General features: G+C 44.4%; 1 protein-coding gene. It reads left to right on the top strand.

What is annotated here, in order from left to right:
• Positions 1-56 precede the first annotated feature (56 nt).
• On the top strand, positions 57-1,400 hold the full coding sequence (locus tag C100_RS47825; protein ID WP_025264467.1) for an IS1182 family transposase: 1,344 nt from the start codon (positions 57-59) through the stop codon (positions 1,398-1,400).
• Positions 1,401-1,585: the final 185 nt, after the last annotated feature.

Here is a 1,585-nt window from a genome sequence, read left to right as displayed (position 1 = left end):
TTCAGATTGCTGACAAAGTCCTCGCCATCACCGGCGGGGATTTTTTATAATAGGGCATGCTAAAAAATCGCCCCCAAACTCAGTCCTCTCTCGAATTCGTCAGTATTGATGAACTTGTTCCTGCTGATCATCTGCTTCGTAAAATCGATGCGAAGATAGACTTCAGTTTCATTCACGACCTCGTCAAAGATTTCTATTGTGACAATAATGGTAGGCCTGCCCTCGATCCCACCTTGATGTTTAAGCTGCTTTTCATCGGCTATCTCTTCGGGATTCGTAGCGAACGTCAGTTAATCCGTGATGCGCAAGTGAACGTCGCCTATCGTTGGTTTTTGGGCTTAGGCCTAACCGATAAGCTTCCTGACGCCTCAACACTAAGTCAAAATCGGATTCGTCGGTTTAACGAAACCGAAGTGTATCAACAGATTTTTGATCAGATTGTTCTGCAAGCCATGAAAAAGAAATTAGTCACAGGAACAACTCTATATACCGACTCGACTCATTTAAAAGCCAATGCCAATAAGAACAAACATATTCTGAGTAGAGTTCATACTGAGCGCCAAGCTTACATGGATGATTTGGATCGAGCCATTGATGAGGATCGGTTATCTCACGGAAAAAAGCCCTTAGCGCTTTCATCCAAAGCGCAGCCCGAACGGGAGATTAAGCAAAGCACCACCGATCCAGAAAGTGGCTATATGGTGCGCGATAGCAAGCCGAAAGGATTTTTCTATCTCGACCATCGCACCGTTGATAGTCGCTGCAATATCGTCACTGACGTCCATGTGACTGCGGGTAATGTGCATGATGCGGTTCCTTATCTTGAGCGTTTAGATCGCCAGAAAGAACGCTTTAATTTTGACGTTGAACATGTTGGTTTAGATGCGGGTTACTTTACGTCTGCTCTTTGTAAGGGCTTAGAGGATCGCGATATTTATGCGGTCATGGGTTATCGTCGACCCACACACAAGGCCGGATATTTTTATAAACGCGAATATATTTACGACGAGTTAAACGATCAATATACCTGCCCTGCAGGACAAATAATCCTCTACAAAACGACCAGCCGAGAAGGCTATCGCCATTATCAATCCAACCCGAAGATATGCGCAAACTGTCCACTCATTGATCGTTGTACGCGCAATGCAAATAAGGTTAAAACCATCACAAGGCACGTCTGGGAAGACAGCAAAGAGCGTGTTAATCAGAACCGACTCACGGATAAGGGGAAGGTCATCTACGCGCGGCGTAAAGAAACTGTTGAACGAAGCTTTGCCGATGCAAAGCAACTACATGGTTATCGCTATGCACAGTTTAGAGGACGCTCGAAGGTTCAAATGCAGTGTCTTATGGTAGCGACTGCACAAAACATGAAAAAGATCGCACTGATGGCCGCTTGAGGCCTATTTTATCGATTTATAGCCGAAATATTACGAATTCCATCCCAATCTCTCCCCATTTTAAGCTTGCTGAACACCTACTATTTTTCATTGTGCTGTTTTTGGATATCAGAGGAATATTGATACAGAGGCCCCAGAAACAATAAACCCCAGTTAAATAACTGGGGTTTATCAGCAGTCTGAAA

Origin of the sequence: Sphingobium sp. C100 (genome assembly GCF_000508185.1) — a bacterium.
GTDB lineage: Bacteria > Pseudomonadota > Alphaproteobacteria > Sphingomonadales > Sphingomonadaceae > Sphingobium.
This window is presented reverse-complemented; position numbering and strand designations above follow the sequence as displayed.